Origin of the sequence: Pseudomonas sp. HLS-6, from assembly GCF_002753995.1 — a bacterium.
Taxonomy (GTDB): Bacteria; Pseudomonadota; Gammaproteobacteria; order Pseudomonadales; family Pseudomonadaceae; genus Aquipseudomonas; species Aquipseudomonas defluvii.
Map to the genome: position 1 here is coordinate 2,013,372 of NZ_CP024478.1, position 22,658 is coordinate 2,036,029.

Genomic DNA, 22,658 nt, shown 5'->3' on the forward strand with positions numbered 1-22,658 from the left:
GCCTCCGGGAAGGCCTGGACACTGATTAGCCGGTAGTGCAGTGCTACGGAAAAACACCGGCAGCCCGCGCACCCTGACCTCATATGCTTCTAGGGTGGCGCGAGATCGTATCGACGAGACTGGTGCAATGGGGTGCCAGCGCTGGGATGGTCTTCGGCGGACAGGTGGGGAAAGACCCACACAAGCGGGCAAGCAGAAGGTTTGCCGCCAGCCTTCCAAGCTGAGCAGAGAAGGGTTCGATTCCCTCTGTCCGCTCCAAACATTGGCAAGTAGCACAGCGGTAGTGCTCCCGGCTGTTAACCGGGCGGTCGTAGGTTCGAATCCTGCCTTGCCAGCCAAATTGTCCTGAAGCATTGGCGGTTGATGCGGTCGACTCATAATCGACTGAAGGGGGTTCAACTCCCCACGGGACAACCATGCATGGCGCGTCGAGCGTCTGCGCCTGCCGCAATGGGCGAGCACGTATGTGCGGCCTTGCGGAGGCAAAAAGACTCGACCGAACTGGGGGAGGAGCCCGGTGCCAAAGGAATGTGGCGCTCATAGGTGGGCAAGCGGTCTTGAAAACCGTGCTACTGGTAGCGGTAAGGGTTCGACTCCTTCACTTTCCGCCAAACTCGCCGTCATAGCTCAGTTGGTAGAGCGTCCGCCTTGTAAGCGGAGGGTCCAGGGTTCGAGTCCTTGTGTCGGCACCAATTCGTTATGTGCTGCTCCGCACGCTTGCCCGGTCCCTCAATAGGGTCCCGCCGGGCCTTTTATTCCAAGGACACCCCTATGGCCGAACCAACAAGCGCCGCTGCCAGCGTAGTGCTGGGCAAGTACGGGTTGGTGATGGCTGCATTCATCGGCTCGATCCTCTCACTGGGATTCCTGAAGGACCTAACCCGGTTCCAGGCCGCCACTGCGGTCGCCACCGGATTCGGCTTCTCGGTCTACCTGACCCAGCCCGTCACCGCCTGGCTTGCCCCAAAGCTTGAGCTTGCGGTCACCGATGATCTGCTGTGCGGGGTTGCCTTCGTGCTTGGCCTCACAGCCATGAACATCATCCCCGCGATCAAGGCTGCCATGGGGTCGTTCGTCACGGCGCGAGGTGCCTGATATGAACAACATCCTGGTTTCAGCGATGACGGCTCTGGACGTGTTCCTGTGCGTCATGGTCGTGCTCGCTGCATGCGACTACCTACGCAAGGTCCGCCCCGTGGATCAGCCGCTGCTGAGTGTCGCCTTCTACCTGGTGGCCATTGGCGGGTTCGGTGCATTCGTCACCGCTCTGCAAGGCCACTGGGTCAATCCATTTGGCGTGGTGCTTCACGCTGGGGTGGTGGCCTATGCCTGGGCAAGGCGCGGCCACGTCTTCAGCTGATCCGCGCCACAAATTCGACATGCGCCGTTTTGTGGCGCGACCACCAGAGGATCCACCATGGACAACCAGCACAAGAAAATCACCGGCTACCGCGACCTCACCCAAAGCGAGATCGACGGCATGAACTCGATCAAGGCCTTGGAGGCCGATGCTGGCGAGCTGTTCAAGCAGATCGGCCAGATCGAAGGCGTGGATCAGCGCACCTTGGCCCTGGCCAAGACCAACCTGCAGCAGGGCTTCATGTGGTTTGTGCGCTCGATCGCCAAGCCGGCTGACCCGTTCGCCTGACTCACCTCTCGCCACACTCAGTCTGTGCGCAGACCGGAGATATCCAATGAAGACCGAATACCAAGTTCGCCCAGTTACTCGATACATCGTTACCCGCTATGCCCTTGACGGCGCAAGCGAGGGCGGCGCCCAAGGCGCCTCATCCGTAGCGGTGGGGGAGTTCGATAACGGCCAACAGGCAGATCTGGTGGCTGATGCTCTGGTCGCCAAGGATCAGGCTGATGGGATCGAGTCCAACCGAACCTGTCACGGGCTGAGTCTGGGCGAGGTTATCTCTGGTCGACGTATTGGGGTCTGACCTATGCCTGCGCCATCCAGCTTCCATCGCCACGCTGACGGACGCGGCCCGCGCCGGGTATTCGTCAACGGTCACAAGGTCGAGAACGTTCTCTGGTGCGATACCGCTGCCGGAGTGTGCGTTTATGCGCCTCGGCCGGTAAAGGTCAAGCGCCCGGGTCGGGAAGAGATCTACACCCGCCAGCTACGCGGGATCGTCACTGTGGAGGCTGCATGACCACCATCGCCTACAAGGATGGCGTGATCGCCTATGACTCCCGCCAGACCCGCAGCGGCTCCATCGTTTCCGATGACTGCCAAAAGCTCACCGTCGTGGATGGCGTCAGCTTCTTCCTGTCTGGTGCCGTGTGCGACGAGAAGGCCCTGATTGCGGCCTACTTCGGTACGCCTTCGCATGTTCCGGTTGAGTGCTCGGGCTATGTGGTGGATGGCGGCAGGCTGCAGATGGTCGGCCATGACGACAAGACTGGCGTATGGCGGCAGGATCTCGACCCGGCCAATCCCGACGCCATCGGCAGCGGCTCGGCCTATGCCCTGGCAGCAATGGACATGGGCGCAAGTGCCGAAGAAGCGGTGCGCGCCGCGATGAAGCGTGACATCTACACCGGCGGGAAGGTTCGGACTATGAGGATTGACCAGCATGGAAAGGCCAGTTCCTCCGGCTGATCTCCTTGATCTGACCGAGCTTTCTATGCTCGGTACCCGGATTCAGCCGGCCCCCGAGGTTGGCGAATGGGTTCAGGCTGCGATCCTCAGTGAGGGTGGCGAGCTGCACAACCCTGACCATGCCCACCTGATCGACGCGCCGCTTCGCTTCCTGTGGGCTTCAGCCTGCTTCGAGAAACAAGGTCGGACGGTAGTTGGCCAGGCCGAGGCGGTGATGTTCCGCGCCGGCGGATGGCAGAAGGCCCGACAAGAGCAACAGATGATCGATTGGTTCGGTGAGGTGCCGGGCTTCGTTATCACCCTGGCTGCTGATTACTGCTCCCAGTGCTCCGACACCGAGTTCTGCGCCTTGGTTGAGCATGAGCTCTACCACATCGCTCAGGCGACCGATCAGTACGGCGCACCCAAGTTCACCCAGGAAGGTCTCCCCAAGCTACAGATGCGCGGACACGACGTTGAAGAGTTCGTGGGTGTGGTTCGCCGCTATGGAGCAGGAGAAGACGTACAGCAGCTGATCGAAGCTGCAAGCCGGCCGCCTGAGGTGGCCAAGATCAACATTTCGAGGGCCTGCGGAACCTGTCTGCTCAAGTCTGCCTGACCTTTGACAGACCTAAGACGGAATTGAACCTATGGCGGCCCTGAGCAACGAGGTGAAAGCCTTTATCGTTCAGGCCCTGGCCTGTTTCGATACCCCCGCACAGGTGGCGGCCTCTGTCCGAGAAGAATTCGGCATCGAGGTGAGCCGCCAGCAGTGCGAATCGCATGACCCGACCAAGAGCGCAGGTCGAGATCTGGCAAAGCGCTGGCGGACCCTGTTCGACGACACGCGCAAGCGGTTCCGTGAAGAGACATCCGAGATCCCTATCGCCAACCGGGCATTCCGGCTCCGTGCGCTGGGAAGGATGGCCGAGAAAGCCGAGTCCATGAAGAACATGGCGCTGACTGCCCAGCTATTGGAGCAGGCGGCCAAGGAAGTAGGCGACGTCTATGTGAATCGCCAGACCAAGAACGAGAATCCCCACGACAACGTGCCGCCCACGCGGGTGCAGGTAGACGTAGTGGATGCGAGGAAGCCTGATGCCGTCGTTGAACGTTCCCCAGGCTAATTTCCTCCGGATGGAGAACAAGTTCCGCGGTTTCGTTGCTGGGTTTGGCTCGGGCAAGACCTGGGTAGGCTGTGCCGCGCTATGCAAGCACGTGTGGGAATGGCCCCGGATCGACTCCGGCTACTTCGCCCCGACTTACCCGCAAATCCGCGACATCTTCTTCCCGACCATTGAGGAGGTCGCTTTCGACTGGGGCCTGAAGGTCAAGACGAAGGAGAGCGACAAGGAGGTCGAGTTCTACAGTGGCGGCCAGTACCGCAGCACGACGATCTGCCGCTCGATGGAGAAGCCCCAGACCATTGTTGGCTTCAAGATCGGGCATGCCCTGGTCGACGAGCTCGATGTTCTGCCCGCGCTGAAGGCTGAGCACGCCTGGCGCAAGATCATTGCCCGGATGCGTTATAACGTGCCTGGGCTGAAGAACGGCGTGGACGTGACCACGACCCCTGAGGGGTTCAAGTTCGTCTACCAGCAGTTCGTGAAGCAACTGCGCGAGAAGCCAGCCCTGCAGGGCATGTATGGCCTGGTGCAGGCCAGCACCTTCGACAACGAGCTGAACCTGCCGCCGGATTACATCCCATCGCTGATGGAGTCGTACCCGGCGCAACTGATCCTGGCCTACCTGAACGGCCAGTTCGTCAACCTCAACGCGGGGTCGATCTACCACGCCTACGACCGGAAGCTGAACTCCTGCTTCGACACCGTAGAGCCTGGAGAGCCTCTGTTCATTGGCATGGACTTCAACGTCGGCAAGATGGCTGCGATCACACATGTGAAGCGGCCAGACGGCAAGCCAAGGGCGGTGGATGAGCTGATCGACGGCTTCGATACCCCGGACATGATCCGGCGCATCAAAGAGCGCTACTGGCGACACAGCGGCCGGGACTACGAAAAGACCTGCGAGATCAGGATCTACCCGGACGCCTCGGGCGGGTCGCGGAAGTCAGTGAATGCCAGTGAAACGGACATCGCCATCCTGCGCCAGGCAGGCTTCAGTGTCATCGCTCCCGACGCCAACCCGCCGGTGAAAGACCGCATCAACGCCATGAACGCGATGTTCTGCAACGCGAATGGCGAACGCCGCTACCTGATTAACCCGCTGCGCTGCCCGACCTATGCAGACGGCCTGGAGCAGCAGGTGTGGGCGCCCAATGGTGAGCCAGATAAGAAATCAGGCGTCGACCACGCGAACGACGCCGGCGGCTACTTCATCCATCACGACTATCCGATTGAGCGACCGGTCTTCACGACCCAGCCTTTGAGAATGTGAACATGAGCGATAACCCGAGCTTCACCCTGCCAGCTGTCGACGAGATGCGCCGATACTGGGCGGTGATCTCTCCGCTCATGGGCGGGACCATGGCCATGCGCGCTGCTGGCCAGGCGCTGCTGCCGAAATACCCAGCAGAAGACGATGAGATCTACAAGTCTCGCCTTGCCCAGTCCACCTTGCTGCCCGCGTACTCTGAGACGGTCGGCAACATGACCTCTCGGGTGTTTGCGGAGCCGCTGCAGCTGGGCGACGACGTTCCGGCCGAGATTGCGGAGATGGCAACGGACATCGACCTGGCCGGAAACGACCTGAACAACTGGTCGGTGGAGTTCTTCCGGAATGGCTTGAGCCACGGCCTGTGCCACGCGTTCGTTGATCATCCAGCCTCTGAAGCCGGCCGCACCATGGCGGAAGAGAAAGCCGCGGGCGTCCGCCCATATGCTGTCATGGTCAAGCCTGAGCAGGTTCTCGGGTGGAAGGCAAAGGGCGGCGTGCTGACCCACATTCGCTACATTGAGGCGATCGAGGAAGAGGATGGCGAGTTCGGCGTTGATGTCGTCTTGCAGATCCGCGTACTTGAGCCAGGCTTGTGGAGAATCTACCGAGCCCCAAGCAAGGGTGGCACCTGGGCAGTTCATGACGAGGGTGTCACCAGCCTGACGTACATCCCATGGGTGACGTTCTACACCGGTCGCACCGGTTTCATGACTGCCAAGCCACCGCTGCTTGAGCTGGCCCACCTGAACGTGAAGCACTGGCAGAGCCAGAGCGACCAGGACAACATCCTGCATGTCATTCGCGTGCCGATTCTGGTGCGTATCGGCATTCAGGCCCAGTACGACAATCAGGGCAAGGTCATCCCGCCAGAGTTCAAGGTTGGCACCGGCTCACTTACCGATCTGCCGAAGGATGGCGACCTCAAGTATGTGGAGCACACGGGCAAGGCTGTAGAGGCCGGGCGCACCGCGCTACAGGACTTGCTGGATGAGATGCGGATGGCAGGTGCCAAGCTGCTGACCCCGGACAAGTCTGCGACCAAGACCGCGACACAGGCCGAGGAAGAGGCTGCTCAGGAGCTTTCGCCGCTGGCCCGCATGGCTCACCAGTTCGGTGATTGCCTGGGGCAACTGCTCCAGTTCATGGCTGATTACCGTGGCCAGGGTGATGGCGGCACCGTCGAGATGCACGGCAACTTCGACGTTGACTACATGCCTGAGGTTTCGCTTCCGACTCTGGTGTCCATGGCCAACGCCGGCATGCTTTCGAAAGAGACGCTGTTCGCTGAGATGCAGCGCCGCGGCGTGATCAGCGACGAATACGACTGGGAGAAAGAGCTGGCCAAGATTGAATCCCAAGGCCCAGCCCTCGGGGCGATCTGATGAAAACAGCAAACCAGCAGCTGATTGACGAGCTGATTGGGCATGAGGTCGACCTGTCCAGGTTGAGCAATGCCCAAGTCGTCGCGGTCATCAAGATCCTGAACGGTAACGACACTGAGCTGCGTGCCGCGTTGGTGGCTGCTATCGAGGCGCTGGGTACAGACCTGAGTGCTTCGGCCGTGGATGCCGCGCTGTTCCGGGTCAACCAGCTGAACAGCGACACCTTCGCCCAGGTTCGCCAGGCTATGACTACGCTGACTGATGGCGTGGCCACCTACGAGATCGCGTTCCAGCTGAACCTGTTCGAATCGATCGTGCCAGCCCTGGTGCAGGCCAAGTTCCCGATCCAGGTTGCACAGTTCAGCCAGGTGAGGGCGCAGGCCGCAGCCAGGCCGTTCCAGGGGCGATTGCTTTCCGAATGGATGGACGGCATCGAGTCGGACCGAAAGGCGCTCATACGCAACGCTGTGCGCGCTGGCGTGGTAAACGGACAGACCACAGCTGAGATCGTGCGAACGATCATGGGCACCCGGGCCGAGAAGTACGCGGACGGCCTCTTGCAGCGCCCGCGCCGGGAAGTGGAGTCGGTAGTAAGGTCCGCTGTGTCGCACACCGCAGAGACTGCCAGCGACAAGGCATTCGAGGCCAATAGCGACATCATCAGCCATGTTGAGTGGCTGAGCACGCTGGACAATCGGACATCGACAACCTGCCGAATCCGAGACCGCTTGCCGTACACGCTGGGCTCCTACCGGCCCATTGGGCACAAGGTGCCTTGGCTGGCAGGGCCTGGGCGGATCCACTTCTGCTGCCGCTCGACCAAGCTGCCGATCCTCAAGAGCGCCTTGGCGCTGGGGATCAGCGACGCTGCTACCCGGGCGAGCATGGATGGCCAGGTACCGCAGCAGACCACCTACGCGGAATGGCTTGCCCGCCAGCCTGCCGCGCGCCAAGACGAGATTCTCGGGCCGGAGCGCGGGAAGCTGCTGCGGCAGGACAAGCTAAAGCTGCAGGACTTCTACAACGACCGTGGAAAATTTTTGTCTTTGGAAGAGCTGAGGGCGAGGCTGCTGTAGGCGGGGTATAATGAGCGAGCCGGCAAGTGCTACCAACACAAGCCGGCTCTAACCAATACCTGATCAAGAGAGGATCAAGGCGAATGGCTGAAGGTATTCTACGGGACCATACGGTTTATGGTCTACGCGACTCCAGAGATGGAGAGATCAGATACGTTGGGCAAACCTCTACCTCATTGAGGAAAAGGCTTCGCTGTCATTTAAGCGAGGCCAGACTAGGGGCGGACCCCAAAAGCCAGTGGATACGATCCGTGCTCGCAGAAGGCGGGTCGGTTGAGATTTTTCCCCTAGTTGAGAGGGCGGAAAAGGACGTTGATGAAGTCAATCAGATCATGCTTCACGAGGCAGCTGGTCGAGATCTTTTGAACCTCACCGGCGGCGGTTCTGGGCTGATGAATTGCCGGGAGTCAACGCGACTCAAGATCGCAGAGGCTACTGTCCTGAGGTTCAGCGATCCGGCGGAGCGAGAGAAAACGTCAGTCTCAACAAAGGCCGGGATGGCAAAACAAGGGGTTGTTGAGGCTCTATCAACTGCCGGAAAAGTGAGATGGTCAGACCCTGAGGAAAGGGCCAGGCAGTCTGCTAGAACGAAGGCAGTGTATTCAGACCCCGCTATGAGAGCTGCCCAGTCCGCAAGGCGAGCAAAGATGACTGATGCACAAGTGATCGAAGCCAGGACGATGCGCAAGAACGGAGCAAGCCTGGCGGAATTGTGCAAGCGTTTTGGATTGGCAATCGGTCCGATGAGCATGCTGTGCAACGGGAAAACATTTAAGCATCTGCCGATTCCGTAACGGAACCCTCGAATACAAATCAGCCTCGCTATATGCGGGGCTTTTTCGTTCCTGACACTCGATGAGCTCCGGGAGCGCCTGTTGTAGCCCGCGCCACAAAACACCAAAGCGCCATTTCGTGGCGCGCAATTGCAAAGCCTCGCCCAGTGCGGGGCTTTTTCATGCCTGCGGTTCGGATGGACGGGGCGACCTGGGGCCGGATGGCTCACCAACAGGCCGGATGGCCAAGAGAGACGAGATGAAACTCAAAACCGTTGAAGTGGATGGCAAGCAGTACGCCGAGATCCAGGATGGCAAGCCGGTGTACGTCGAGGACGACGGCAAAGAGGTCGCCTTCGACGCTGTAGGCACCCGCAACACCATCACCCGGCTGAACGCCGAGGCCAAGTCCCACCGTGAGCGTGCCGACGGCTTCGAGAAGACCGCGAAGGCCTTCGAAGGCATCGAGGATGCCGCTGCGGCACGCAAAGCCCTGGAGATCGTCGCCAACCTCGACGCCAAGAAGCTGGTGGATGCCGGCGAGATCGAGAAGGTGAAGGGCGAAATCAGCAAAGCCTTCCAGACTCAGCTGGACGAAGCCAACACCAAGGCACAGACCTTCGAGCAGCAGCTGTATGCCGAGAAGATCGGCGGCAGCTTCGCACGCTCCCAGTTCATCGCCGAGAAGATGGCTGTTCCTGCTGACATGGTTCAAGCCGCGTTCGGAAGCAACTTCAAGATCGAGGAAGGCAAGGTCGTCGCTTATGACGCCCAAGGCCAGAAGGTCTTCAGTCGCTCCCGCCCGGGCGAACTGGCCGACTTCAACGAAGCGCTCGAAACCCTCGTCTCGCAGTACCCGCACCGCGATCACATCCTCAAGGGCACTGGTGCTCAAGGCACAGGCGCCCACACGACCAATGGTCAAAAGCCCCAAACCAAGGGAAGCCTCGGCGGTGACAAGGCAGCACGCCTGGAAGCCATCAAGGCCATGACTGCAGACGCTTAAGGAGCCAACATGGCACTTTCGAACATGAAGGTATTCAACGAATACCTCAAGCAAACCACCATCGAGACCCTGCAGCAGGACGTTGAGAAGTTCAACGCCGCGTCTGCCGGCTCGATCCGTCTTACCACCCAAGGTATCGACGGTGACTTCCTGCAAGAATCGTTCTGGGCTGGCCTGCATAGCGCTCAGCGCCGTGTTGACCGCTATGCCGCGAACGGCGCCCAGTCCTCGACCCCGCTGGCTCAGAAGCAGTATGACGCGGTGAAGATCGCCGGCGGCTTCGGCCCGATCATCTGGGAGCCCGCGCAGTTGTCTTGGGTTCAGAAGAACCCGGAGGAAGCGCTGGAGGTCATCAGCCGCAACCTGTCCGAGTCGATCATGTCGGACCAGCTGAACACCGCCATCGCAGCCCTGGTCGCGGCCATCGGTAACCAGTCGGCAGCGGTGAACGACGTATCTGCCACCGCCGGCATCACCTACGTTGGCATCAACAACGCCCACGCTCTGTTCGGTGACGCATCCCAGCGCCTGGTGGCTCAGGTCATGACCGGTGCCATGTATCACAAGCTGATGGGGCAGAACCTGGCCAACGCTGAGCGCCTGTTCACCTTCTCGGGCGTCCAGGTGGTCGACATCCTCGGCAAGGCGGTCATCGTCACTGACGCTGCTGCGCTGTACGAGGCTGGCACCCCGAACAAGGAGAAGGTGCTGAGCCTGGCCGATGGCGCAGCGGTGGTGATGGACGGCTCCGACCTGATCACCAACATCGAGACCTCCAACGGCAAGGAGCGTATCGAGACCACCATGCAGGCCGACTACACCTTCGGCCTGGGCCTCAAGGGCTTTACGTGGGATGTGGCAAATGGCGGCAAGTCGCCGACCAACGCCGAGTTGTCGACCGGCACTAACTGGGACCTGGTGGCTAACAGCATCAAGGCCTCGGCTGGCGTGATCACTATCGGTGACGCCACCAAGTAATCGGTACTGCGCCCTTTGGGGCGCATTCCCCAGGAGATCGTCATGAGCGAGAAAGTGATTTACGAGAAGCACCCGGTCAGCCCCGAGCGCAAGGCCGAACTGCGCCAGAAGGGCTACAAGATCATCGACGCCCGGTTCGCGCCGGATGGCTATGAGCATCCCGAGCCGACCAAGGAGGCCAAAGGCTCCAAGGCTGGCAAAGCGACCGCCGAGAAAAAGGCCGCAGAAGAAGCCGAGCTGAAGGCAAAGCTGCAGGCCGCCCTGACCGAAAAGGGTGTGCAGTTCAGCCCTGACGCCGGCCTGGAAGACCTGCAAAAGCTGCTGGATGAGGCCAAGTAATGACCACCTACATCACCGTCGAGCAGGTAGACGCCCTGCTTGGGGCAGGCTGGGCGCCCACCGACCAGAAGGCCCGGGCGGTGCTGATGGCCAACACCTGGCTCACCAATCTGAGCCTGCCTGAGTTCGATCCGATCCCGGAAGACGTGGTTCAGGCTGGCGCGGAGATCGCCAAGGAGGCTGCGGCTGGCAAAATCTACGGCAGCAAGGAAACCGGAGTGCTCAGCAAGTCGGTCAACGCTGACGGGGTGTCCAGCAGCAAAACCTACTCGGAATCATCCCGCGCCATCAGCGCTGGCGAGTCGTTCGCGCTGGCGCTGCTGGCGCATTACCTGAACAGCAGCGGCCAGACAAAAATCGTGAGGGGCTGACATGGGACTTCGCGACGAGTTACAGGCCGACCTGGCCGAGGCCTTTGATACGGACTTGGCTGATGCGGTCGTGGACTTCACGGGCGAATACATGGGGCCTGGTGTAGTCGATCCAGTCACCGAGGAGAACACCGCACAGCCGGTTCTCTACTCAGGCCGTGGCGTGCTCTCGCGCTACGAAGACAGACGGATCGACAACATCAACATCCTTGTTGGCGACCTGCGCCTGACCACGCTGGCCAACGAGGTCACGGATATCCCCGATGTCGGGCATACGATCACCGCTCCTGACCTCATGGATCGGACACAGCAGGTGGTCTACCTGGTGAAGACTGTTCGCGCCGACCCGGCATCGGCCACTTACCGACTGCAATTGAGGAAGTAGCCATGGCCAAGAGCAGGGGATGGAGCACGCCGCCCAACCTGTTCGCTGGTGTGGTCGAGGAGCAGCTTGCCCTCAGGGTCAGGACGATCTCCGCCGAGGTGCTCCAGCTCATCCTGTTGGCGTCACCGGTCGATACCGGGCGTTTCCGAGGCAACAACATCGTGAGCATAGGAGCGCCTGTCTACACAGCTTCAGCCGAGGCCGATCCCAAGAGTGACGAAACCTTTGCCCGAGGCTTGTCAGTCATGACTGGCCTGGAGCCTTACACGCAAGTGTTCATCCAAAACAACCTTGTGTATGCCGTCCCGCTTGAAGATGGCCATTCGAAGCAGGCTCCCGCCGGTATCTACGGCGTTTCCTTCAACAGCGTCGCGCAGAAGTACAGCTCATGACCTTTGAACAGATCCGCAGCATTGTCATCACGCGCATGACGCAGTGGACCGGAATACCCGCTGCAAACGTCGACTACCCGAACAACTCGCAGCCATTCGATCCGGCAGGTAAAGCCATCTGGGCGAGGCTGAGTGATATCCCGGGCCTTTCCTCGGCCCCTGAGGTTGGCATTGGCCCATGCATGCGCCGCACTGGGTTGATCGTGATTCAGCTGTTCGTGCCGACCTACAAAGGCACGCTGGCAATCACGCGGGCAGCAGACACTCTGGTCCAGCACTTCCAGTTCTACAGCGACCCTTCCGGCCCGTTCGACTGCTTCGCGGTTTCGGCCAACGTCATCGGCGACGACGGCAACGGCTGGTACCAGGTCAACTTGCAGATCCCTTACCGGGCCTACTGAGTCCCGACCATCCACCGCCACATGGCGGTTTTTTTACGCCTATTGATAGGAGAAACACCCCATGTCCAGTGGTGCCAAGGTCTCTACCGCGTGGAAGCGCGAAATTACACCCGGAATCACCCCGCCAGGCGACTGGAATGTGCTGACCCGCGTCAGCTTCGGCCTTGTGCCGACGTACAACACTGAAGGGAACAACGAAATCGGCGCAGACCGCATGGCCCAGGGCACTGCCCAGACCACCGTGGATGTTGGTGGTGATATCGAAACCAAGCTCCGCTACGGCGCGCTGGACGAGTTCATGGCTTCCTGCTTCGGTAAGGACTGGGTCGGCAACGTGCTGACCATGGGTAACGACCGCATTTCGTTCTCCATCGGCTCCTACGCCAGCGACATCGGTGTTGCCGCTATCGCCCGTGGCGCCCAAGTCGCGACCATGAATTTCGAGGTACCAAACGACAACGAAATCACGGTCACCACTACCTTTGCGGCCATCGCCTGGGATGACAAGGCTGACAACACGTCGTTCATCCTCAACCCGATTGCCGAGGCCCACCAGCGCCGCTATGGCTTCAAGGACGTCACCGGCCTGAAGATCAACGGCGTTCAGCTGGGCGAGGACAATGCCTGCGTTGACAGCTTCAGCCTGCAGTTCGACAACGCAGTCCAGACCCAGCGTTGCATCGGTAACGGCAACCCGTTCCCGGGCAACATCATCCCGACCACGTTCACCCCGTCGGGCAGCATCACCCTGAGCTGGTCGAAAACCGCCTACCAGTACTGGAAGGCCCAGCAGACCGGCGACGCACTGAGTTTTGAGTTCACCCTGAACAATGGCGACGGTGGCTACACCTTCTTCATTCCTGAGATGGAAGTGAGCGGCGACTGGCCGGACGGCGGGTCGACCGACATCATTCAGGTGGAACTGAGCTACACCGGCCGCCGCGTGCCGCCAACCATCACCCGTCTGCCTGCGCCCATCACTATTGCTGCAGCAACAGTCACCCCGGCGACCGCCAGCGTTGCAGTAGGCGAGACCGTGGACCTCGAGGCCGTGGTGACCCCGGTCGGCGCCAGCCAGTTGGTTACCTGGACCAGCTCAGACGAAACCAAGGCGAGCGTCAGCGCCACTGGCCTGGTCACCGGCATTGCAGCCGGTACCGCCACCATCACTGCGACCAGTGCAGCAGACGGCACTAAGACCGATACCGCTGTAATCACTGTTACCGCTTAACCCTTTGCCCGGCGTGCCCTGCGGTGTGCGTCGGGCCTTTTACCGCAGAGGAATACCATGGGCATCACGATTGCGAACAAGCCAGAGCTCGACATCAACGGTACTCGTTGGGTGGAAATCGCACCTGGCGCGAAGATCCTGGTCGGCTCGACAGCGAGCCCTTTGTACAAGTCGAACTACGCACTGATTCAGCGGCACCTGGCATCCATCGACATGCAAACCCGTGTCGGCACCAAAGACTTCAGCATCGCTGATGCCGCCCCAGTTGTGTTTGAGCAGGAAGACGAAATGCTCGTCGATCTTGTCTCTACGCACCTGATCAAGGCCTGGGAAGGAATCGACGAGGTAGATAATCCTGGTGTTCCTGCCCCTTACTCGCCCGCGCTCTGCAAGGCGTTGATCCGGCAAATGCCTAATGTGTATTTCCTGGCCATCAAGACTGGCAGTGACATCGCTCGCCGCATTGAGGAAAAGGCCCAGGTCACTGCGGAAAAGCAGTAGCGGCATACCTGTGGGGGCGGGAGTGGGCTGGCAAGGCAAACGAAAAGAAGCGCTGGCGGCATGAAAAACTGGTCGGCAAAGTGCCGAACGCGCCAGAGATCGACGGCGTTACAGCTGAGATCCTTGAGGCCTACGGCTCGATTAGCCGAACCCGGCAGTACGTCGGCATGGTCGGCGCACCGGCGCCAATCTCACCTTCAGCCATCACCGACTACCTGAACCGCTACCCATCAGCGATATGCCGCGAAGAGTTCGACGCCGCCATCTTCGCCCTTGACGACGAATTCCGCAGGCATTGGGAAGAGGAGCAGGAAAAGAGCAGGCCGAAGACACCGCCGAAGAAATGACAGCCCGCCCAGCGGGTTTTTTTACGCCTGGAGAATGCTATGGCGCAGGAATCCCGCCTTGCGGTAACGATTGATTCGCGCGGTGCCAAGCGCAATGCGGACGATCTGACGGACTCCCTTAAGGGCATGGAGCGCGCCGGCGAGGGAGCTACTTCAAGCACTGAAGGTCTGTCTTCGAGCCTTGACGAACAGCGCAAAGAGCTATCGCAACTGCTCGGCCAGATCAATCCAACGGTCTCCGCACTCGGTCGCCTGGACGACATGCAGGAGAAGCTGGCCAAGTTCAAAAAGGCTGGCATCGTCGAGAGCGATACGTTCGTCGAGTACTCCGACCGCATCAACGTGATGCGCAATGCCCTAGGCGAAACAGCCGACGGCATGAACGCCACGGGCATGTCGGCAAAGCAGATGCAGAACAACCTGCGCATGCTGCCTGCACAGTTCACTGACATCGCTGTCAGCCTGCAGAGTGGTCAGGCTCCATTGACAGTGCTGCTGCAACAGGGCGGCCAGCTTAAGGACATGTTCGGCGGCATTGGCCCTGCCGCCCGCGCAATGGGTGGCTACATTGCCGGCTTGGTCAATCCATTCACGCTTGCAGCAGCGGTTGCAGGCGCGCTGGCCGTAGCCTATTACCAGGGTTCGGAGGAGTCTGAGCGATTCGCCAATGCCCTGATTGAGAACGGAAACGCGGCCGGCACCAGCGCAAACCAACTGGCCGACTTGGCAAATCAGGTCGCCAGTACCGGAACCACCGTTGGCGCTGCGTCTGGCGTGCTCACGCAGTTGGCTGCTGCCGGTAACCCGCTGACCTCGATGTACGCTGAAATCACCCAGGCATCCCTAGCGTGGTCGAAGCAGACGGGGCGCGACGTGACCGAGGTTGTGAAGTCGTTCAACGACATCGCGAAAAACCCGGTGGAGGCGATCAAGAAGCTCGACGGCGAGCTGAACATCCTGACCGCATCGCAGTACGCCAATATCGTTTCCCTGCAGGAGCAGGGCAAGACGATGGATGCAGCCCGTATGGCGGCTGCCCTCTACTTGGAAGAGATCAACGGAAGATCTGCCAAGATCAAAGAAAACCTAGGTGATATCGAAAACCTTTGGAACGGCATTGCTGGCGCCGCAGCCAAAGCATGGGACTCCATGCTTGCCGTTGGCAGGGATCAGACTCTAGAAGATCAGATCGCCAATACCGAGAAGATTCTTGCAGGCCGTAAACAAGGCTTCCTGTCGTCTTTGTTCAGTGAGGATGACGCTTCCACCAAGTTCCTCGAAACCAAGCTGACGCAGCTTCAAAATGCTCTGGCAGCAAACACAGCCAAGGCTGCTGCCGACGCCAACAACAAGGCTATTCAGGACGCGGGAAAGAAGGCCTCCGACACGATCAATGCCACCTACAAGGCCGGACAGTCGCAAACGGAAAAGCTTCAGTCCCAGCTGAAAGACCTTGATAAGGCTAGAGCTGCATCACTCGCTGCTGGTAGCTTCAGCGCCGAGCAGGAGGTGAAGTACGCTGGCGCACGGAAGAACATCGAGCAACAAATCGCTGACATCAAGGAGCGTGAGGCGAAGAAGAGCAAGCCCAAGGCAGCCAAGGAAAACAACCGAGGCGTATCTGAGGCAGAGAACACCTTCGCCAAGCTCTACAACCAATACGATCCTGCTGCTCAGGCTGCTCGAGCACTGACCAAGGAGCAGGGCCAGCTTCAGTTGGTGCTCGACAAGGGCAAGATCAGCCAGGAGGAGTACGGAAAGGCTCTCGCCCAGTCCTCCATCAACTACGCCGCCGCCATTAAGGGAGCTAGTGGTCTGACTGCTGCCGAGCAGTATCGAGCCCAGGTGCAGAAGCGCCTGGCGAACGAGCAGGAAGGCTACAGGGTAGAGGCTGCCTCGGTTGGAATGGGCGACCTACAGGCTGATCGATACCGGCAGCGCGTTCAGCTCGAGAGGCAGATGAACGATGAAATCATCGGTCTGCAGGACAACCTTAGGCTGGCCGAGAACGCCTCACAGCGCGCCGCCATACAAGAGCAGATAAAGATCCTCGAAGAGACCAACCCGGCTAGGCTTGAGGCCCTGCAAAAGGGCTGGGCGCAGATGGATCAGGCCATGCTCAACCCTATCAATGGGTGGACGGCTGCAGTCCAGAACTTTGGCAACCAGGCAAGAGACATTGCCGGTCAGACGCAATCGATCTTCTCCAGCGCCTTCAACACCATATCTACCGATATCACCAGCGCGATCATGGATGGCACTTTGTCGTTCAGTACGCTGGGCGACATCGGTAAGGCGGTGCTACAGCAGATTTTGGCCGGGTTCATCAAGATGGGCGTGCAGATGGCCATGAACGCCGCGCTCAGCGCAACGATTGGCGCATCGACTACTACGGCAAACATAGCCCTGGCAGGAACCACTGCTTCGGCATGGGCTCCAGCTGCGGCGATGGTGTCTCTTGCAACGCTTGGTACTAACGCCGCTCCAGCGAACGCTGCGCTGATATCGACAACAGGGGTTGCGTCTGGGCTTGCTGTAGTTCCTGGCTTTGCAACTGGCGGCTACATCTCAGGCCCAGGCTCAGGAACGTCCGACAGCATCCCGGCCCGCCTCAGCAATGGTGAGTTCGTGGTGAATGCTCAGGCCACCAAACGCAACAGGTCGCTCTTGGAGGCGATCAACTCGAACGAGCGTGTTTCGGTGCGTGGTGATGGCGGAAGCCTCACGGTTCAGTCTGGCGGCACCTCTGACTCAGGCCGGCAGTCTGGCGGGAGTGGCGGCGGTCTCAGCATCCCAATTCAGGTGACGGTTCAAGCGCAGCCAGGAATGAGTGACGCTGAAGCGCGGCGCCAAGGCCAGCTGGCTGGCGAAGGTGTTCGTGACATCGTTCGGCAGGTCATACAGGACGAGCAGCGCCCCGGCGGCATGCTCTCATAGGAAAACCCATGGAAACGCTACCTGATGTTGGCCGCAGTCCAGATTACGGCCTGACCGCCGGAGGCACCTTTTCGCGGGATGTGACGAATTTTGGTGACGGATACGAACTTCGGCGTTCGGCTGGTCTTCAACCGTTTCGCCGGGAGTGGGGGGTGAGGTGGTCGTTGCTGACTGAAGATCAACGCAACACCCTGCGCGACTTTCTGAACGCCAGGCTCGGCGTGGAAGCCTTCCAGTGCACTGTGCCGGGTGAGGGCGTTTTGCGGGTCATCTGTCAGGACCCGCCGTCATCCAGTCACGACACCTATGGCCGCTTCACGTTGAACGCCACCTTCACCGAGGACCTGAACCCATGACCCCTGCAATTATTGCCACGGACATGCAGCGCCTGGAGCAGGACGCCATTGTCGTCATGTTCGAGATGGACGCCACGCAGTACGGCGGTGAGATCATGCGGTTCGCCCCGTCATTGGTGGATGGGCAGCCGATCATGTTCGGTGGCCAGCAGTACCTGCCATTTCCGATCACCGCTGAAGGCTTTGAGTGGAACGGGAAGGGCACGCTTCCCCGGCCAACGCTGACTGCTGCTGCAATGGATGTGGCGTTCTTATCGCTGGTGATTTCGGCGCAGGATCTGGTCGGTGCTCCAGTGCGCCGCCTGCGCACCTACCGCAAGCACCTGGATGACGGTACCGATCCTGATCCCGAGGCGCTGTTCCCGGTCGACTACTACGTCATCGAGCGCAAGACCAGTCAGAGCCGCCGGCAGATCCAGTTCGAGCTGTCGGTACAGATGGACCAGGAGGGCCGAATGATCCCGGCCCGTCAGGTGTTGCGCGACTCCTGCACCCACCGCTACCGCTGGTGGGATGGTACGCAGTACCGGTACGAAGGGGTGACCTGTCCGTATGCCGGGAGTGGCGAGTGGGCCGAGAGTGGATCTGTCGCCGCTGACGGTGGCGATCGCTGCGGCAAGCGCCTGTCCGACTGCAAGCTGCGCTTCGGTCAATATGGCGAGCTGCCGTTTTACGGCTTCCCTGGTGTCGGGAGATACAAGTGATGTTTGAGCAGTATCGCGAGCAACTGCAGCGTGAGGCTATTGCTGCCTATCCGGAAGAGGCCGTATGGCTCATCACCCCGGGCAAGTGTCGGCGAGTGAAGAACATCGCTGATGAGCCGACCAAGACGTTTCGCGTCTCCAAGCAATCAATGGCGGCCGCCGTGGCGCGTGGCCTGCTGGCTGTCGTACACAGCCACCCGGATTACCCGGCCTGCCCGAGTGCCGCCGACATGCGCGGCCAGCAGGCGGCCGGGGTGCCATGGGGCATCGTAGCCACTGACGGTGAGCGCGCAACCGATCCAGTCTGGTTTGGTGATTCGGTCGAACGCTTGCCGCTGATCGGTCGCGGTTTCCGGCATGGCGTCACCGACTGTTATGCGCTGATCCGCGACTACTACCGCCTGGAACTGGGGATCGACTTGATCGAGTTCCCGCGTGACTGGGAATGGTGGCTCAACGGCGGCGACCTGTATCAGGACGGCATTGCGCCGGCCGGGTTCCGGCGTATCGAGCAGGCCGAGGCCCAGCCGGGGGATATGTGGATCGCACAGGTGCGGTCACCGGTACCGAACCACGGCGGAATCCTGCTCGAGCACGGCCTGGCCCTGCATCACCCCAGCGCCCACGAACCGGTTGACCCCGCGCAGCTCTCTCGGCGCGAGCCGATTGGCCGCTGGCTGCCCCATATCACGATCTGGCTCAGGCACAACTCACGATGAAGACCATCCACTTGCACGGCGCACTGGGCTCCCAATTCGGGGGCCCTTTTTGTTTGGATGTGCGCGACCCGGCCGAGGCCGTTCACGCGCTCTCGGTCCAGATCGCAGGCTTCCGGCAGGCCATCGAGAAAGGTCACTGGCACGTTATTCGCGGGCCACTGGATGGCGGCGAAGTACTGAGCGAGGAAGGCCTGTCGGTGTCTCTCGGCAACGCCACCGAGGTGCACATCCTGCCAGCTACCGAGGGTGCTGGCGGGGTATGGAATGCCGTCGTTGGCGTGACCATGGTCGCGCTCGGTGTTGCCACCGGTAACTACAAGATGGTGAAGAAGGGCTTCAACAAAACCTCTGATGGCATCACTGGGTTTTTCTCCCAGTCGATCAAGAGCGGCAGCTATGCAGGACGTGAGTCTGCTGATGAGCGCCCATCGTTCCTGTTCGACGGCCCGACCAACACCAGCACCCAGGGGCTTCCGGTCCCGATCATCTATGGGCGAATCAAGACAGGATCGGTCGTTATCAGTGCTGGGCTGACCAGTGAGGAGGCCTAATGATTGGGCAGATTTATGGCGCCAAGGGCGGCGGGAAGGGTGGTGGTGGATCATCGAGAACCCCGGTGGAGGCGGCTAATACCCTGCGCTCTGCGTCGACGGCGCGGATTATCGACCTGCTCGGTGAGGGGCCGATTGTCGGCCTGGCTGATGGGTTTAAGTCGATTTTTCTGGACGATACCTCGCTGCAGAACGCTGATGGCAGTTACAACTTTCAGGGCGTCACGGTCAACAGGCGAACCGGAGAGGCGAATCAGTCGCGCATCCCCGGCTTCCCGAGCATCGAAACCGAGGTTGATGTCTCCACCCAGATAAAGTTCGGTGTTCCGCTGGTCAGGACGGTATCCAACCTTGCCGCAGATGCGGTGCGGATCAAGATTCGAGTCCCCGCATTGACCTCTCAAAGCGCTGTTACCGGCGACATCAAGGGCTCTAAGGTCGAGGTGGCCGTTGATGTACAGCCTGGCACTGGTGGCTGGGAACAGAAAGCTGTCATCCGCATTTCAGGCAAGACCACGTCCCCATACGAGCGTCAAACCCGGGTCGCCCTGACTGGCCAGGGGCCTTGGAATATCCGGGTGCGCCGGATCACCGCCGATAGCACCGGTGTAAACGTGCAGAACGAAAGCCACTGGGCGGGATACACCGAAATCATTGATGCGCGCCTGACTTACCCGGACAGCGCGCTGATCGGCCTTGAGGTGGATGCCCGGCAGTTCGGCTCTGACATCCCCTCGCGCTCATATGACGTGAAGGGCCGCATCATTCGGGTGCCGAGCAACTATGACCCGTTGACGCGCAAGTACACCGGGCTTTGGAACGGCTCGTTCAAGCTAGCCTGGACCGATAACCCGGCCTGGATTTATCTCGACCTCGCGACGCACCCGCGTTACGGCGCCGGCCTGCAGAACGTGGACAAGTGGTCGCTGTACCAGATCGCCCAGTACTGCGATGAGCTGGTGCCGGATGGTTACACGGGTATGGAGCCGCGCTTTACCGTCAACACTGTACTGGCAGATCAGGTTGAAGCCATCAACGCGTTAAACCAGCTGGCCAGCGTCTTTCGGGGCATGACCTACTGGGGCAGCAATACTGCTGTGGCCGTGGCGGACATGCCGAGCGATCCAGTCAAACTGGTTTCTCCGGCCAACGTGATCGATGGCGAGTTTGAGTACAGCGGTACCGGTCTGCGCGCTCGGCACTCGGTTGTCCTTGTTACCTGGAACGACCCGGAAGACGGGTACAAAAAACAGGTCGAGATCGTCGAGGATGCCGACGCGATCCGGCTGTTCGGCTGGCGGCAGATTGACGTTACCGCTTTTGGCTGCACCTCTCGCGGACAGGCGCACCGGATGGGGCGCTGGCTGCTTTATAGCGAGCGCGCTGAAACCGAGACGATTGAATATACGGCTGGTACAGACCATGCCGACCTTCGCCCAGGCGACATCATCGCAGTCTCTGACCCGTCTATTGCCGGCGCTCGCCTTGGTGGCCGTGTGCGTGTGCCTGGGTGGGCGAGCCTGACCCTGGACAAGGTGCCGGAAGAGGTTACGGGCAGCGACTGGTATCTGGATGTGATGCTGCCGAACGGTGTCATTGAGCGCCGTCAGGTCTCCACATTTACCGGGGATACGGTCAACTTGGCCGCGCCGCTAAGTGCCGTGCCGATAACTGCGGCCATGTGGGTACTGTCGAGCCTGTCGGTCGAGCCGCGGCTGTTTCGCGTGGTCGGTGTCTCGGAGAGTGAAGGCGCGCGCTACAAAGTGATGGCTGCTGAACACGACCCGGACAAGTATGCCCGCGTTGAACTGGGCCTTAACCTTCCGGATCGCGACACTTCACTGATACCGACAGGGGCGTTGCCATCGCCGCCCAGCATCAGCGTGGAGGAGTACCTTTACCGTGCCGGGGTTTCGGTTCTTTCGGGGGCATACGTCTCGGTGACAGCCCCGGGCGATCCGCGTATCAGCCTGTATGAGTTTCAGGTCATGTGGCCGGGTGATGAGGACTTCTCGCCACTGATCACTCAGCCTGGCGTTACGGCTGACCTGCAAGGAACGATGGCAGGCGAGTACCAATTCCGTGTCCGCTCCCTGAGCGTGACCGGTCTGCGCTCACCCTGGCGCAGCCTGACTGTTGCGCTCCAAGGGCTATTGCGTCCGCCTGCGGATATCACCGATCTTCGTTTGACGGTGAATGCCGGACAGATATCGCTGTGGTGGCCACCGGTGCCCGATCTGGACCTCAGCCACTATGAGATTCGTTACAGCCCGGCGCTGTCCGGTGTTACCTGGGCCAGCGCGCAGACCGTTCTGGATCGGGTAGCTGCTGGTGTCAACAGCGCAATGCTGCCGGCTCGGCGTGGCACCTACCTGGTGCGGGCGTTCGATACCAGCGGTATCTCCAGCCTGAACGCAATATCCAGCACCTCGGAGATTGCTGATCTCGATAGCTACAACGCCGTCGAGGTCGTCGAAGAGGGGCCAATGTGGTCGGGTGAGCACGTCAATGTCAGCACCTCGGGTGACCAGCTACAGCTCGACAGCCGCGACCCAATTGCGTCATGGGCCAGGCTATCGGACGTTATCAGCATGGCATACGGTACGTCTGGCTTGGCTGAAGAGGGCTGGTATCACGCCAATGAGATTGTCGACCTCGGTCATGTGTACACGTCCAGGCTTACCAGTGAGGTGCTGGCCTTCGGTTTCGACATTCTTGGGACTATTGCGTCTTGGGTTTCTCTGGCGGAAATCGACCGCTTGGCCAATGCCGATCCTGGCCAGTGGGGGCTGACCCTTGAGGTGTCGCAGAGCAGTACGCCTCAGCCAGCACCGCCGAGCGACTGGACGCCGTGGGCTCCACTGACCATTGGCGAGCATACCGCCCGGGCATTCCGATTCCGCCTGCATCTGCGCAGTTTTGCACCGGCGGTCACCCCAAGCGTGAGCCAGATGCGCATCACCATCGATATGCCAGACCGGGTAGCCGGTGGGCAGGATCTGCTGTGCCCGGTTGGCGGCCTGCGCGTCACCTTCGATCCCGCTTTCATGGTGCGGCCATCGCTGGCGGTAGATGCGCAGGGGCTTGATGTAGGGGATCGCAAGAGCATCACCGGCATTGATGACAAGGGGTTTGATGTCCAGTTCTTCGACAGCGCCGGCAACAGCGTAGCGCGCACTTTCGACTATCTCGCCAAGGGCTATGGCCGGCGCGTGTAATCAA

At 60.4% G+C, this 22,658-nt stretch carries 28 protein-coding genes and 3 tRNA genes; all 31 read left to right on the forward strand.

Annotated features, from left to right (window positions below):
* Window positions 1-263: 263 nt before the first annotated feature.
* Window positions 264-338: transfer RNA gene (locus CS390_RS09475), tRNA-Asn, on the forward strand.
* 3 nt (window positions 339-341) lie between these two features.
* A tRNA-Ile gene (locus CS390_RS24930) sits at window positions 342-417 on the forward strand.
* A 199-nt stretch (window positions 418-616) separates the two neighbouring features.
* Window positions 617-692: transfer RNA gene (locus tag CS390_RS09480), tRNA-Thr, on the forward strand.
* A 79-nt stretch (window positions 693-771) separates the two neighbouring features.
* Window positions 772-1,095: a hypothetical protein gene (locus tag CS390_RS09485; RefSeq protein ID WP_012273046.1), complete on the forward strand. Its 324-nt coding sequence runs from the start codon at window positions 772-774 to the stop codon at window positions 1,093-1,095.
* A gap of 1 nt (window position 1,096) precedes the next feature.
* Window positions 1,097-1,360 (forward strand): hypothetical protein, encoded by a 264-nt coding sequence (locus CS390_RS09490; protein WP_031688028.1) that lies wholly within the window; start codon window positions 1,097-1,099, stop codon window positions 1,358-1,360.
* A 57-nt stretch (window positions 1,361-1,417) separates the two neighbouring features.
* Entirely contained in the window at window positions 1,418-1,648 is a 231-nt protein-coding gene (locus CS390_RS09495) for a hypothetical protein (RefSeq protein WP_015269843.1), read from the forward strand.
* A 46-nt stretch (window positions 1,649-1,694) separates the two neighbouring features.
* Complete coding sequence (locus tag CS390_RS09500; RefSeq protein WP_031688030.1) at window positions 1,695-1,946, forward strand: hypothetical protein; 252 nt, start codon at window positions 1,695-1,697, stop codon at window positions 1,944-1,946.
* 3 nt (window positions 1,947-1,949) lie between these two features.
* Window positions 1,950-2,162, forward strand: coding sequence for a hypothetical protein (locus tag CS390_RS09505; RefSeq protein WP_078452196.1), 213 nt, complete (start codon window positions 1,950-1,952; stop codon window positions 2,160-2,162).
* The gene (locus tag CS390_RS09510; protein WP_099774156.1) at window positions 2,159-2,611 is read left to right on the forward strand and encodes a proteasome subunit beta; all 453 of its coding nucleotides are present in this window, start codon (window positions 2,159-2,161) and stop codon (window positions 2,609-2,611) included. Before CS390_RS09505 ends, CS390_RS09510 begins: the two co-directional genes overlap by 4 nt.
* Window positions 2,586-3,209, forward strand: a complete 624-nt coding sequence (locus CS390_RS09515) for a putative metallopeptidase (protein ID WP_099774157.1) — start codon at window positions 2,586-2,588, stop codon at window positions 3,207-3,209. Before CS390_RS09510 ends, CS390_RS09515 begins: the two co-directional genes overlap by 26 nt.
* A 31-nt stretch (window positions 3,210-3,240) precedes the next feature.
* Window positions 3,241-3,717 carry a DUF2280 domain-containing protein gene (locus CS390_RS09520; protein WP_099774158.1) on the forward strand — a complete coding sequence of 159 codons (477 nt, stop codon included), beginning with the start codon at window positions 3,241-3,243 and terminating at the stop codon, window positions 3,715-3,717.
* On the forward strand, window positions 3,689-4,987 hold the full coding sequence (locus CS390_RS09525; RefSeq protein ID WP_099774159.1) for a terminase large subunit domain-containing protein: 1,299 nt from the start codon (window positions 3,689-3,691) through the stop codon (window positions 4,985-4,987). Before CS390_RS09520 ends, CS390_RS09525 begins: the two co-directional genes overlap by 29 nt.
* Window positions 4,988-4,989: 2 nt before the next feature.
* The gene (locus CS390_RS09530) at window positions 4,990-6,369 is read left to right on the forward strand and encodes a DUF4055 domain-containing protein (protein WP_177442397.1); all 1,380 of its coding nucleotides are present in this window, start codon (window positions 4,990-4,992) and stop codon (window positions 6,367-6,369) included.
* Entirely contained in the window at window positions 6,369-7,445 is a 1,077-nt protein-coding gene (locus CS390_RS09535) for a hypothetical protein (protein WP_099774161.1), read from the forward strand. The genes CS390_RS09530 and CS390_RS09535 overlap by 1 nt, the downstream gene beginning before the upstream one ends.
* 83 nt (window positions 7,446-7,528) lie before the next feature.
* Window positions 7,529-8,239: a GIY-YIG nuclease family protein gene (locus CS390_RS09540; protein WP_099774162.1), complete on the forward strand. Its 711-nt coding sequence runs from the start codon at window positions 7,529-7,531 to the stop codon at window positions 8,237-8,239.
* 238 nt (window positions 8,240-8,477) lie between these two features.
* Window positions 8,478-9,224, forward strand: coding sequence for a DUF6651 domain-containing protein (locus tag CS390_RS09545; RefSeq protein WP_099774163.1), 747 nt, complete (start codon window positions 8,478-8,480; stop codon window positions 9,222-9,224).
* A gap of 9 nt (window positions 9,225-9,233) precedes the next feature.
* A complete protein-coding gene (locus tag CS390_RS09550) occupies window positions 9,234-10,202 on the forward strand; it encodes a major capsid protein (RefSeq protein ID WP_099774164.1) in 969 nt (322 codons plus the stop codon).
* A gap of 42 nt (window positions 10,203-10,244) precedes the next feature.
* The gene (locus tag CS390_RS09555; RefSeq protein WP_099774165.1) at window positions 10,245-10,541 is read left to right on the forward strand and encodes a hypothetical protein; all 297 of its coding nucleotides are present in this window, start codon (window positions 10,245-10,247) and stop codon (window positions 10,539-10,541) included.
* Entirely contained in the window at window positions 10,541-10,912 is a 372-nt protein-coding gene (locus tag CS390_RS09560) for a hypothetical protein (RefSeq protein WP_099774166.1), read from the forward strand. Before CS390_RS09555 ends, CS390_RS09560 begins: the two co-directional genes overlap by 1 nt.
* Window position 10,913: 1 nt before the next feature.
* Window positions 10,914-11,297: a glutamate 5-kinase gene (locus CS390_RS09565; protein ID WP_099774167.1), complete on the forward strand. Its 384-nt coding sequence runs from the start codon at window positions 10,914-10,916 to the stop codon at window positions 11,295-11,297.
* 2 nt (window positions 11,298-11,299) lie between these two features.
* The gene (locus tag CS390_RS09570; protein ID WP_099774168.1) at window positions 11,300-11,689 is read left to right on the forward strand and encodes a hypothetical protein; all 390 of its coding nucleotides are present in this window, start codon (window positions 11,300-11,302) and stop codon (window positions 11,687-11,689) included.
* Window positions 11,686-12,090 carry a phage tail terminator-like protein gene (locus CS390_RS09575; protein ID WP_099774169.1) on the forward strand — a complete coding sequence of 135 codons (405 nt, stop codon included), beginning with the start codon at window positions 11,686-11,688 and terminating at the stop codon, window positions 12,088-12,090. Before CS390_RS09570 ends, CS390_RS09575 begins: the two co-directional genes overlap by 4 nt.
* Window positions 12,091-12,151: 61 nt before the next feature.
* Window positions 12,152-13,321: a phage tail tube protein gene (locus CS390_RS09580; RefSeq protein WP_099774170.1), complete on the forward strand. Its 1,170-nt coding sequence runs from the start codon at window positions 12,152-12,154 to the stop codon at window positions 13,319-13,321.
* 57 nt (window positions 13,322-13,378) lie between these two features.
* Window positions 13,379-13,822, forward strand: a complete 444-nt coding sequence (locus tag CS390_RS09585; protein ID WP_099774171.1) for a hypothetical protein — start codon at window positions 13,379-13,381, stop codon at window positions 13,820-13,822.
* A gap of 80 nt (window positions 13,823-13,902) precedes the next feature.
* Entirely contained in the window at window positions 13,903-14,169 is a 267-nt protein-coding gene (locus CS390_RS09590) for a hypothetical protein (protein ID WP_256587591.1), read from the forward strand.
* 39 nt (window positions 14,170-14,208) lie between these two features.
* Window positions 14,209-17,106 carry a phage tail length tape measure family protein gene (locus CS390_RS09595; protein WP_099774172.1) on the forward strand — a complete coding sequence of 966 codons (2,898 nt, stop codon included), beginning with the start codon at window positions 14,209-14,211 and terminating at the stop codon, window positions 17,104-17,106.
* 8 nt (window positions 17,107-17,114) lie between these two features.
* Window positions 17,115-17,462 carry a phage tail protein gene (locus tag CS390_RS09600; protein ID WP_099774173.1) on the forward strand — a complete coding sequence of 116 codons (348 nt, stop codon included), beginning with the start codon at window positions 17,115-17,117 and terminating at the stop codon, window positions 17,460-17,462.
* A complete protein-coding gene (locus CS390_RS09605; protein ID WP_099774174.1) occupies window positions 17,459-18,166 on the forward strand; it encodes a phage minor tail protein L in 708 nt (235 codons plus the stop codon). The genes CS390_RS09600 and CS390_RS09605 overlap by 4 nt, the downstream gene beginning before the upstream one ends.
* On the forward strand, window positions 18,166-18,885 hold the full coding sequence (locus tag CS390_RS09610) for an NlpC/P60 family protein (protein ID WP_099774175.1): 720 nt from the start codon (window positions 18,166-18,168) through the stop codon (window positions 18,883-18,885). Before CS390_RS09605 ends, CS390_RS09610 begins: the two co-directional genes overlap by 1 nt.
* Window positions 18,882-19,436 (forward strand): tail assembly protein, encoded by a 555-nt coding sequence (locus CS390_RS09615; protein ID WP_099774176.1) that lies wholly within the window; start codon window positions 18,882-18,884, stop codon window positions 19,434-19,436. The genes CS390_RS09610 and CS390_RS09615 overlap by 4 nt, the downstream gene beginning before the upstream one ends.
* The gene (locus tag CS390_RS09620) at window positions 19,436-22,654 is read left to right on the forward strand and encodes a host specificity protein J (protein ID WP_099774177.1); all 3,219 of its coding nucleotides are present in this window, start codon (window positions 19,436-19,438) and stop codon (window positions 22,652-22,654) included. Before CS390_RS09615 ends, CS390_RS09620 begins: the two co-directional genes overlap by 1 nt.
* Window positions 22,655-22,658: the final 4 nt, after the last annotated feature.

What these genes read in the sequence shown, in the direction of transcription:
- CS390_RS09530 (WP_177442397.1), top strand. Translation starts at nt 4,990, where the DNA reads ATGAGCGATAACCCGAGCTTCACCCTGCCAGCTGTCGACGAGATGCGC.
- CS390_RS09610 (WP_099774175.1), top strand. Translation starts at nt 18,166, where the DNA reads ATGTTTGAGCAGTATCGCGAGCAACTGCAGCGTGAGGCTATTGCTGCC.
- CS390_RS09615 (WP_099774176.1), top strand. Translation starts at nt 18,882, where the DNA reads ATGAAGACCATCCACTTGCACGGCGCACTGGGCTCCCAATTCGGGGGC.
- CS390_RS09560 (WP_099774166.1), top strand. Translation starts at nt 10,541, where the DNA reads ATGACCACCTACATCACCGTCGAGCAGGTAGACGCCCTGCTTGGGGCA.
- CS390_RS09580 (WP_099774170.1), top strand. Translation starts at nt 12,152, where the DNA reads ATGTCCAGTGGTGCCAAGGTCTCTACCGCGTGGAAGCGCGAAATTACA.
- CS390_RS09555 (WP_099774165.1), top strand. Translation starts at nt 10,245, where the DNA reads ATGAGCGAGAAAGTGATTTACGAGAAGCACCCGGTCAGCCCCGAGCGC.
- CS390_RS09510 (WP_099774156.1), top strand. Translation starts at nt 2,159, where the DNA reads ATGACCACCATCGCCTACAAGGATGGCGTGATCGCCTATGACTCCCGC.
- CS390_RS09490 (WP_031688028.1), top strand. Translation starts at nt 1,097, where the DNA reads ATGAACAACATCCTGGTTTCAGCGATGACGGCTCTGGACGTGTTCCTG.
- CS390_RS09515 (WP_099774157.1), top strand. Translation starts at nt 2,586, where the DNA reads ATGGAAAGGCCAGTTCCTCCGGCTGATCTCCTTGATCTGACCGAGCTT.
- CS390_RS09520 (WP_099774158.1), top strand. Translation starts at nt 3,241, where the DNA reads ATGGCGGCCCTGAGCAACGAGGTGAAAGCCTTTATCGTTCAGGCCCTG.
- CS390_RS09570 (WP_099774168.1), top strand. Translation starts at nt 11,300, where the DNA reads ATGGCCAAGAGCAGGGGATGGAGCACGCCGCCCAACCTGTTCGCTGGT.
- CS390_RS09540 (WP_099774162.1), top strand. Translation starts at nt 7,529, where the DNA reads ATGGCTGAAGGTATTCTACGGGACCATACGGTTTATGGTCTACGCGAC.
- CS390_RS09550 (WP_099774164.1), top strand. Translation starts at nt 9,234, where the DNA reads ATGGCACTTTCGAACATGAAGGTATTCAACGAATACCTCAAGCAAACC.
- CS390_RS09605 (WP_099774174.1), top strand. Translation starts at nt 17,459, where the DNA reads ATGACCCCTGCAATTATTGCCACGGACATGCAGCGCCTGGAGCAGGAC.
- CS390_RS09505 (WP_078452196.1), top strand. Translation starts at nt 1,950, where the DNA reads ATGCCTGCGCCATCCAGCTTCCATCGCCACGCTGACGGACGCGGCCCG.
- CS390_RS09535 (WP_099774161.1), top strand. Translation starts at nt 6,369, where the DNA reads ATGAAAACAGCAAACCAGCAGCTGATTGACGAGCTGATTGGGCATGAG.
- CS390_RS09565 (WP_099774167.1), top strand. Translation starts at nt 10,914, where the DNA reads ATGGGACTTCGCGACGAGTTACAGGCCGACCTGGCCGAGGCCTTTGAT.
- CS390_RS09485 (WP_012273046.1), top strand. Translation starts at nt 772, where the DNA reads ATGGCCGAACCAACAAGCGCCGCTGCCAGCGTAGTGCTGGGCAAGTAC.
- CS390_RS09620 (WP_099774177.1), top strand. Translation starts at nt 19,436, where the DNA reads ATGATTGGGCAGATTTATGGCGCCAAGGGCGGCGGGAAGGGTGGTGGT.
- CS390_RS09525 (WP_099774159.1), top strand. Translation starts at nt 3,689, where the DNA reads ATGCCGTCGTTGAACGTTCCCCAGGCTAATTTCCTCCGGATGGAGAAC.
- CS390_RS09495 (WP_015269843.1), top strand. Translation starts at nt 1,418, where the DNA reads ATGGACAACCAGCACAAGAAAATCACCGGCTACCGCGACCTCACCCAA.
- CS390_RS09600 (WP_099774173.1), top strand. Translation starts at nt 17,115, where the DNA reads ATGGAAACGCTACCTGATGTTGGCCGCAGTCCAGATTACGGCCTGACC.
- CS390_RS09595 (WP_099774172.1), top strand. Translation starts at nt 14,209, where the DNA reads ATGGCGCAGGAATCCCGCCTTGCGGTAACGATTGATTCGCGCGGTGCC.
- CS390_RS09500 (WP_031688030.1), top strand. Translation starts at nt 1,695, where the DNA reads ATGAAGACCGAATACCAAGTTCGCCCAGTTACTCGATACATCGTTACC.
- CS390_RS09585 (WP_099774171.1), top strand. Translation starts at nt 13,379, where the DNA reads ATGGGCATCACGATTGCGAACAAGCCAGAGCTCGACATCAACGGTACT.
- CS390_RS09545 (WP_099774163.1), top strand. Translation starts at nt 8,478, where the DNA reads ATGAAACTCAAAACCGTTGAAGTGGATGGCAAGCAGTACGCCGAGATC.
- CS390_RS09575 (WP_099774169.1), top strand. Translation starts at nt 11,686, where the DNA reads ATGACCTTTGAACAGATCCGCAGCATTGTCATCACGCGCATGACGCAG.